This is a genomic window from Nostoc sp. (assembly GCF_035638895.1).
In the GTDB taxonomy this organism is placed as follows: Bacteria; Cyanobacteriota; Cyanobacteriia; order Cyanobacteriales; family Nostocaceae; genus Nostoc.
This window is the reverse complement of the sequence record NZ_DASQZC010000713.1, coordinates 1-8,299: the sequence shown is the minus strand read 5'-3', so window position 1 is coordinate 8,299 and position 8,299 is coordinate 1. Positions and strand designations below refer to the sequence as shown.

10 protein-coding genes are annotated in these 8,299 nt (G+C 52.2%); 7 read left to right on the top strand and 3 right to left on the bottom strand.

Going from position 1 to position 8,299, the window contains the following annotated elements; all coding sequences use genetic code 11:
- The first annotated feature begins 250 nt into the window (after positions 1-250).
- The 4 genes from VE944_RS33770 (at position 251) to VE944_RS33760 (ending at position 2,967) form a co-directional block, all read left to right on the top strand.
- On the top strand, positions 251-940 hold the full coding sequence (locus tag VE944_RS33770) for a hypothetical protein (RefSeq protein WP_324988088.1): 690 nt from the start codon (positions 251-253) through the stop codon (positions 938-940).
- 14 nt (positions 941-954) lie between these two features.
- Positions 955-1,770 carry a CPBP family intramembrane glutamic endopeptidase gene (locus VE944_RS33765; RefSeq protein WP_324988085.1) on the top strand — a complete coding sequence of 272 codons (816 nt, stop codon included), beginning with the start codon at positions 955-957 and terminating at the stop codon, positions 1,768-1,770.
- Between the two features lie 586 nt (positions 1,771-2,356).
- A complete protein-coding gene (locus tag VE944_RS34295) occupies positions 2,357-2,566 on the top strand; it encodes a TraK family protein (protein ID WP_414690190.1) in 210 nt (69 codons plus the stop codon).
- Positions 2,567-2,601: 35 nt separating this feature from the next.
- Positions 2,602-2,967 carry a DUF7706 family protein gene (locus tag VE944_RS33760; RefSeq protein WP_324988083.1) on the top strand — a complete coding sequence of 122 codons (366 nt, stop codon included), beginning with the start codon at positions 2,602-2,604 and terminating at the stop codon, positions 2,965-2,967.
- Positions 2,968-3,037: 70 nt separating this feature from the next.
- Here VE944_RS33760 and VE944_RS33755 read toward each other — a convergent pair whose 3' ends face one another.
- On the bottom strand, positions 3,038-4,285 hold the full coding sequence (locus VE944_RS33755) for a protein rep (RefSeq protein WP_324988080.1): 1,248 nt from the start codon (positions 4,283-4,285) through the stop codon (positions 3,038-3,040).
- 1,222 nt (positions 4,286-5,507) lie between these two features.
- Between VE944_RS33755 and VE944_RS33750 the strand changes: the two genes are divergently transcribed.
- From VE944_RS33750 to VE944_RS33740, 3 genes are all read left to right on the top strand, one after another.
- On the top strand, positions 5,508-5,915 hold the full coding sequence (locus VE944_RS33750; RefSeq protein ID WP_324988078.1) for a MerR family transcriptional regulator: 408 nt from the start codon (positions 5,508-5,510) through the stop codon (positions 5,913-5,915).
- Between the two features lie 5 nt (positions 5,916-5,920).
- Complete coding sequence (locus VE944_RS33745) at positions 5,921-6,223, top strand: hypothetical protein (RefSeq protein ID WP_324988075.1); 303 nt, start codon at positions 5,921-5,923, stop codon at positions 6,221-6,223.
- 514 nt (positions 6,224-6,737) lie between these two features.
- Complete coding sequence (locus VE944_RS33740) at positions 6,738-6,935, top strand: hypothetical protein (RefSeq protein ID WP_324988072.1); 198 nt, start codon at positions 6,738-6,740, stop codon at positions 6,933-6,935.
- A gap of 234 nt (positions 6,936-7,169) precedes the next feature.
- Here the strand turns inward: VE944_RS33740 and VE944_RS33735 are convergent, their stop codons facing one another.
- Both VE944_RS33735 and VE944_RS33730 read right to left on the bottom strand, forming a co-directional pair.
- Entirely contained in the window at positions 7,170-7,472 is a 303-nt protein-coding gene (locus VE944_RS33735) for a hypothetical protein (RefSeq protein ID WP_324988069.1), read from the bottom strand.
- Complete coding sequence (locus VE944_RS33730) at positions 7,469-8,191, bottom strand: hypothetical protein (protein ID WP_324988067.1); 723 nt, start codon at positions 8,189-8,191, stop codon at positions 7,469-7,471. Before VE944_RS33730 ends, VE944_RS33735 begins: the two co-directional genes overlap by 4 nt.
- Positions 8,192-8,299 lie beyond the last annotated feature (108 nt).

Here is an 8,299-nt window from a genome sequence, read left to right as displayed (position 1 = left end):
CTCCCGGATCGATTGGGCCAGGATTTCCTGCATATTTTGTTCCCATCTTTGGTTCACGGCGGATCAATGTCTGATCCTTTTTGAGCCCACATTCCGCCTTTGTCAATCCGATCCCGATTGCCTCGGGCGGCACTGCCGGATTAAAACCTAAGTGAATTGCACAGAGCGCTCTTTTGTGGTTATATCATGGGTTTCATGCGCAGTGGGCCATTGAGATCTATCGTTTTTAATTACGACGTTAGGACGACTTATGAAAAAATTTATGATCCTGGTTGCACTATCCATCGCGTCAGAAGGTTTCGCCGAAGAAGAGGGAGAGCATATGGAAGTCACTGCACCAAGTGAGTGTTGCGGCGTGCTTCCTGGTGGGCTTGGCCTTGTTGCAGGTTTCGCCGGTGCGTCTGGTGCCAGCGCAGGCACGGCATCGCTAACGGCTGCCTCTTTAAAAGCTGCTACAAAGCGCGCGGCAGAGCAAAGAGCCCGGCAGGAACAGCAGACTCGTGAGCAGCAGCAGACTCAATTCAGTGACGCTATTCAGACCAAAGATCCGGCAAAGCAAAGTAATGTATGGGACTTCCTCATGAACCTGACGGACAATTTGCTAGGTGGCGGCCAGACCAGTTTTTCCAAGTCCACAACCCAAAACGAGGACGGCACTGTAACTGAGACGGAAACTCAAAACTGCCAGGCAGGGGGACCGCTAAACCCTAATAACGTTCCATGCACACAGCATAAGTTTGAGCTTTTCACTGATCCCACTGATGGCGTTGAGAAGTGGGCTTATACGATGGCTGTCATTGAACCGAAGTATAATCCGAAGCACTACTATGCAGAGCCCAGTGGATATTATGCTTCAGTGATCGACGATCAGAGTTTCACCATAGTATTTGAATCAAAAGAAGAGCTGCTCTCGCAGCTCCGGCAGATCGGTGGGCGCTAAGAGGAATTTCCAGGATGAAACACGCGGGCGTAGTTCTCGGCACAATTATTTTGATCATCCTTGCCATGACCATCCGAGCCAAATCCGGATGGGACGAGGGCTTTGGTCCTTCGGTTGCGTCGTTTACTCTGGCCCTGTGTGTAGCTTTGACTTTGTGGAAAACTGCTTTGATCAAACAGCCCAACAGGAAACGGTTCCGTTTTCGGGAAATTTTGATCACTGCCAGCTTGATTTTCGGAATGATCGCATCCAGCTCTTTCATGAATTATGTTCAAATAGAAGTCTTCGGAAAAACCTATCACACTTCAATTGGCGAACCTGGGGTTGAGCCTGGATCGGCTTTAGTGCCATCTTTACTAAGCGTTTCAGAAAATGCTGCAAAAGTGTTGCTTGAGGTGGCAAAGGAGGAGGTTTTTTTTAGGTGGATCATCCTTAGTGCTCTTCTCATGATTGTGACATCGGCACCGGCTATTGTAATCTCAAGCGTGATCTTTGCAGGGTTCCATCTCGTGGGGGCTCTCTTATACGGCTATACCGAACCAGGACTTTTAAGTCTGTTACCCACCTTTGTCATTGGTTTATTCTGTGGGATTGCCTTCCTAAGGCACGGACTGGTTGGGTCAATCGCGGTTCACTTTGTCTTGAATTTGTGCGTAATGTTAAACCAGCGGGGAGGTATCAACCGGGATATTTCTGTCGGCACCATCTGCTTCTTTGCAGCCGTTACCTTGATTGCCCTTCCGCTGACGCTCTGGTTCACACGGGTTGCACGGAAGCAGAGGCCGCCTGCTGTCGGCCCCCGGACTCCAGCGTCAACACTCATCGGGTGATTAAAAAAACCCCGCCAGCCCGAAAAATGAACGCCACCCGCAGAGCGGTTTATGCGTTCCCAGATTCCGCTGTTTTTCCCGTCCAAAATAGAACGGTTTAAAATACGGTCCCTGTGTCACCTCTTGTCACTCCCAAGCAGGGATTGAACATCATTTCCTTTCTTTGCTTCATGGGTGACAAAGAGTGACATCTTGTCACTCAATGGGTGACAGACGGCTGTGTGTTGGCAGGGGGTTGCGCTCACTTCAGTGGGTCAGGTGTGTCCGATATCCTGTTTGTCTTCCTGTCTTCTTTTTTGCTCAACCATCACCCAATTTCATTTCCGGGGTGGAGGTCACACGTTGAGGCAGCGCCGAATAAGTTGACCGTAAATGTAAGGCCGTCGCGGAGCGGCGGTATTACATTTACACATCTTGCCCTGAGATTTGACGCCATTCTTTGTCAACCTTGTACACTTCGCGCGAATCGCCGCTTTTTCGCATCTTTTCGCAAAAAGTGTGATTCTTATGACCAGAAGTGACACTTATTCGCAATTATTCGCATTGGTTCGCATTGTCTGGTAAGACCGGGCTTGGGAGGTAAGTCATGACCGGGGAACTTCAACTGATACCCACTCATCGCGTCCAGTTCCTGGAACTCAAGGACCAGATAAAAAGCCATCTTGACCAGGGCTACACCATGACCACAATCTGGAAGGGTCTTACAGAGAGCGGCCGCATAACAATGTCCTATTCCCAGTTCTGCCGCCACATACAGGCGGCCTTTCCCAAAACCGGACCCAAAAAATGGAAGTAAGACCCTTGACCAGGCCCAACCAGGAGAGAGCCCCCATGGAAGAAACCCAACTGCATTTACTCCTGACCCACAATCGCGCGGCGGCTCTCGCCTGCTTTGTAGAAAAGCTGGACCATGACGCCCTCGTCCGCTACGCGCACCCGGCTGAAAAGGATGCCACTGAGAAGGCTCTTCATGAGCTGCAGGCGGCCAAGCCCAACCAGCAGGACACTCCCATGGAAGAAACCCAAGTGAATTTATTCCTGACCACCGATCGCGCGGCGGCTCTCGCCTGCTTTGTAGAAAAGCTGGACCATGACGCCCTTGTCCGCTACGCGCACCCGGCTGAAAAGGATGCCACTGAAAAGGCCCTTCATGAGCTGCAGGCGGCCTTGAAAGAGGCCGGCTTTGACCCCCGCTAGCCCCACACCGGCAGCCGAAAAAAAAGCCCCGCCCGCAAATCATTCATGCTTGCATTGCTTGCAGAACTCTTCAGCTGCTGTCATCCAGCTCTGAGCGCCTTTCTGCCCTCCGCTTTCGGGTCTTTTTCGCCCTTTCCGGGACCAGATCCTCGGCCATAAGGCGAAGCCCGGTTCGGTTCAAATCCCAGTCCGTTCTGGTCCCCTCGTCAGCCCGAATCGGCTCTGGAAGTGGGGCTGCATGTGCGGCCTTTTTCTGATCCCGCTCCTCGTCCTTTGCCTTCAGGGCGGCCGTCTCCTCAGCGCCGAGGATCCGGCTCCTCTCATACCAGCGGTCGACAAAGTTCCAGACGTATTCCCAGTACTGCTCGGCCTCGAAATCAGGGTCGTCCTTATGGGCCATCATCTCCTCTTCGGAGATGTCCTCATTCCCCCGGAAGACCTCCCGGATAAGGCCCCCGAGGCTGGTCGCCTGGGTGCCCTTGAGCTGCCGGTCCATTTCGAGAAGCGTTGGAACCCATGAGCCATCATCATCCGGGTTCATTCCGATGCCCTTGACCGCATACTTGAACACCTCCTTCACGGCAGCGGCGACGGCGTCCACTCCCCCCTTGGGGTCAACCGCTCGAATGTAAGGTTTGGTCAAAGTCTCAGGCTCAACACCCAGGCCCTTGGCCCAGTAAGCTCTCCAGTCCTCGGCAGTCATGTAGCGTTTGGAAAAATATGAGGTACTTACCATAACTAGACAATGAAAGTGAGGATGGACATAGCCTTCGCGGTCCTTCTCAATGGTGACCTCGGTCGCACGCACAAAACCAAGAGCAGGCCAAGTCTTGCGGCTGACCATACGTTTCCAGGCATTGGACATCTTCAGGATGGTGTCGCGCAGCTCCGTAACCGGGACGTTCGGAACAGTCAGGACCAGATGGAAGTAGCGGGCTTTCGGTGCGATCTTTTGAATTTCAGGCCAGGCCTGATACCAGCGGGCCTTCCATGCGAGCGACCGCCGCCAGACACAGCGGGGACAAAGACGGATTCGGCAGAACTGCGCTGACTTCAACTTGTGCCGCCCTTCTTGTGAGACGGCGAAAGTCAAACGCCGCCCACACCATTCCATGCGCTCGGATTTTCGCTGCTGCCAGTCATCCCCTTCCGAAAATACGCACATGAGACTCTGGCTATTCTGACCGTGAGTATCCCACGGCTTATCATCGGGGGAAAGCTCGGAAAGCCTCGGTAAGTCAGCTTTCTTCTTTGATTTTGAAGAAGCGCCGTTGACACCGGGCGCAATCGTGGGCACGATTGAAAATGAGGAAGCCATTCCTTGGCTCTCCTTGGGGAAACCGGGTTATTTAAAAATGTCGCAATTTCAAAATAACCCCGGCGAAAACCCCTCGCAAGCCCCCCTTACCCTGAAAATCCCAGCAAAACCATGTGGCTCTAAGCGAAGATTTATTTTCAGGCGTTGAAGAAGTTTCTTAAGTATCAAGGATAGTAATACAGGACCCAAAACCAAGCCAAAAAAACACGATTTCGCGCGATATGACGGAGTTCTGAATGCAACTGCCAGAAAGCGAACAAGCCCGCCGAAATGACCATTTCATTGCAAGGGTTGAAGACCCAAAATATCGAGCCTCGTACAAACGACGGGTCAGGACGATGCGCAAGAATGGAGAAAGCGAGGCGAAGATAGCCGTCTGGCTTCATACCATCGCCCCAATCATTATTCGATGCACGTATACTTGACCTGGTTCCCTGTAGAGCAGGGCCAAATCATCACCAACAAGACGCACTGACTCGAGAGACTCACGCCGTCGCTACGTTTTTGGCCCTGAGATCGAATTCCACTACCAGACCAGGCAATCCCCGCTTCAATATCATTTCGAAGCTCCAGGACCACTTTTTGCGATCCTCAGAGCCAAGAAAAAAGCAAAAGACCAAAGCCGCTCTTGAATAGGGCGATTATGTGCGTCGTCCTGGTCAAACACCTGTTCGCCGCAAAGACCTCAACTCCGAACACCCCCCGGTGCCAAGGGCAGCTGCCGGTCACTACGTTCCCTGACCGGGACACCCGGACCCGAAATCCATGCCTGCGGCATGAGTAAAAATCCTGGATCAACAAACTGGAGAGGCTGGAGGGGAAGTTTTGGGCCTGCGCCGCTCGAATCAAATTTCAACACCGGGTTTCAGGGGTTTACCCATTCATCGTGAGAAATCTCACGATTTCGTGAGATTTAGTGAGACGAATTTCAGGTCGTTAAAGCAATGCAGAGCCTCGTCCTCTCAGACGCTTGCGGCTGATATGGAGAGCACCTTCAGGTGAGGAGTGTGTGAGAATTCCGGCACGGAATTCCTGCGAAGCTGCCGCACTCGCGGCGGCGTAGCCAGGAGGGGTTTCCTATTGGGGACGACAGGCTCTGGAATTGGCCAGAAGAACTTCGCTGTACCCCATGTGACCCCCCTTCTGAACTACACTGGTTATACCCCCGATATACCCCCGCAAGTAACGGGGGTATACTTGCCCCCAATATAGGGGGGCAATAATGGGCGATATTTTATCCCTGGCACAGGCAGCAAAACTTGCGGGGGTTACTCCGGTCACAATGCGAAAGTGGGTTGATGAGGTACCAGATGTGGAGCGGGGTTCAAAGGGCGAGTACCGGATTCCAAGGGAATCATTGATGGGATATCTTGCGGGGAAAGAGACCCCTAAAGTAAGGGGGGTAAGTAAAGTCAGGCCCCCTGATACCACCCCCGATAGTAGAGGGGGACATATGCTGGAGTACTTACAGGATCAACTTGCGGCCAAGGATCGCATGATCGACGAGTTACGGACGGATCTGAAAGAGGCCCAGGGTGAAGTGAGGAAACTGGAGGCTGAGTTAAGAGCTCACCTTGCTGGGGGTGGCCTGGGAGGTGTCAGCCGCTGGATAAAATCAAAGCTTGTTTGAAACAAATGAAAAAACAGAGGCAAGAAATAAAAAGCCCCAGAGGGTATAAGTCTGAGGCTTTAGTGTTAAGTAAGCTAACTATGTCAACTCCAGCCACAAATGGTTTGGTAATAGTATCCGTCGGCTTTAGAACCAGTCTTGGCATTACGACATTTATAAGTTTCACCGCGAACATGAGGTGCGGAGCCGCCGGTACCCAAGCTAGCGGTACTTCCACCGCCGCTAGAGCCCGTATAGCCGCCGCTCCAGAACCTATTGTCGGCGCGTGCCTGATTACCGATACCGATCAATGCGATTGCAACAAGTAATTTGTAAATCATTTTGTCCAACCTTTTTTAGTAGCAAAAATTATAGCTTTCACAACGACCATCCAAAGCACAACACCGCCCCATGTGAACACCGTTCCGGAGTTCGCATTAAGAAAACTATCCAGTGATTCAGGTTTGTTGGCGAGATACAGACTGCAGATATTAGCAACTCCACAAACCAACATGAAAACTGAAGCTCTGTTGTAGGCTCTGTTGAAAGTGTTCAAGTCCATTTACCTATCCCTCTTTTACAAAGGCCTTAACTGGCTTTGGGTCGGTAGCTTATACCGTCTTCCGATTAGCTCGTCTATCCCCTTGCTGTGACGTGTCTTCCGACACTTCGCCTCTCACTCCGAAAGCGAGAAGTACTGATGTCAGACGATACATACTGGGGCCGTTGGCCTTTAATTGATCAGCGCTGGCAGAGAGTCATGAAAAAGCCAAACAGCTTACACGCGATTACCTCGACAACCTTGCCACACTTGGCAAGGAGACAGCAGGGGACAGGGTTCTGGTGTTTTCCATAGTTGCAAGCCTCCAACTCAAATCCGAGCGGGAGCGCCTTCTGGATAAAATCGAGGCCATGTCTCATCTTGAATCTGAAGTGAAAATGCTAAAAGCGGCAAAGGAAGAGTTGGAGGACAAAATAAGCAAGGCTGACAAGAGTCTTGTCAGCCGCATAGGTAAAGCTATCAGTACTTTCAAGGAATAGACCACCAAAAATCACGGGCAATAAACCAGAACTCCTGTCGGGCTTTAGCAGTAAGCGTGGGCACCTGAAGCCCTGCTCATCAACCTCCATCGGTATTCTCATCGTACTCAGTGATTTTGCAGTGCTCGCAGTCCACTGTTCCCCACTCGTAGCTTCCGCTATCACCGGGCATGAATTTGGGCCTATAACCTGCTCTTGAGGGTGTGTGTGGAGGGCGTGCCCCGGCCCATATTATTAATCTGAAATAAAGCGCCTCGTGATTTCGGTATCAACCACTGCAGAACTGAGCTTTCTCACGCTCACGGGCGAGCCTTCAACGGGCATTTCCACCGTCTCCATGCCAAGGGTTGAAAGCCGTGCTTCAGCGCGGCGCAGCGTTTCCGCGTCCACATGGATCGCAGGCAGGCGGTCGAGGCTGAAGGCCACGGATGTCAGCTCAGTCGCGGCTTTCGATGATCCGCTGCCGCCACCAATGGAAACGCCCGCAAGCGCTTTTGCTGCTGTCACGATAAGAAAAACTGTGAGGATTTTTTTCATAGCTTATCCGCCCCTTTGATTACATTGTGCAGCATACCAAACGCCACGAGCACATCGCCTCTGTTTTCGGGCCTCGATGCAATCTCGTGTAATTCCTTCCCGGTGCGCTCCATGATTCGGTACACGTCCTTGGCAGCTTCAGGCGTGAGGCTTTCCCAGCCAGCATTTGCGTATGATGCAAACGGTGTGGAGTCATTTTTTCTTGCGCAGGATTTTGCGATCAGAGCGAGAAGTTTTCTTCCCTGATGAATCGAGATCCCTCCGATATCCCGCTCTAGGTATAGCCTTCCGTCTTTTTCAGTGAGAACATCGGCAGCGTTAATATCATCAAAGTGGTCGGCAGAGACGTCACCAAGAAGTGAGACGACCTCCTCACGGCTCGTGCCCTGCCTGCTGCTCGCAAGCATCATTATCGCCGAATGCTCTTCAGAAAGGAGGAAGTCGATGATGTCATCGGACTCATTCGCCGGATAGTAGACGTCGAGAATGGCTTTCTCAAGGGCCGGGAAGTGCGCGCGGATGAACTCTCTCAGCCGACCGGGGTTCATGACAAACCCGGCCAATGGTAAAACGATCTCCTGCGTCTGCTCGCCCCCTCCTTCGGCTGCGCGTCTTACGGATGAGTAGCTGATGGAGGTCAGGCGCGCGAGCATTCTGAGACTCCTATTGGGCTTGGCTTCCAGCCACTCCCGGATCGATTGGGCCAGGATTTCCTGCATATTTTGTTCCCATCTTTGGTTCACGGCGGATCAATGTCTGATCCTTTTTGAGCCCACATTCCGCCTTTGTCAATCCGATCCCGATTGCCTCGGGCGGCACTGCCGGAT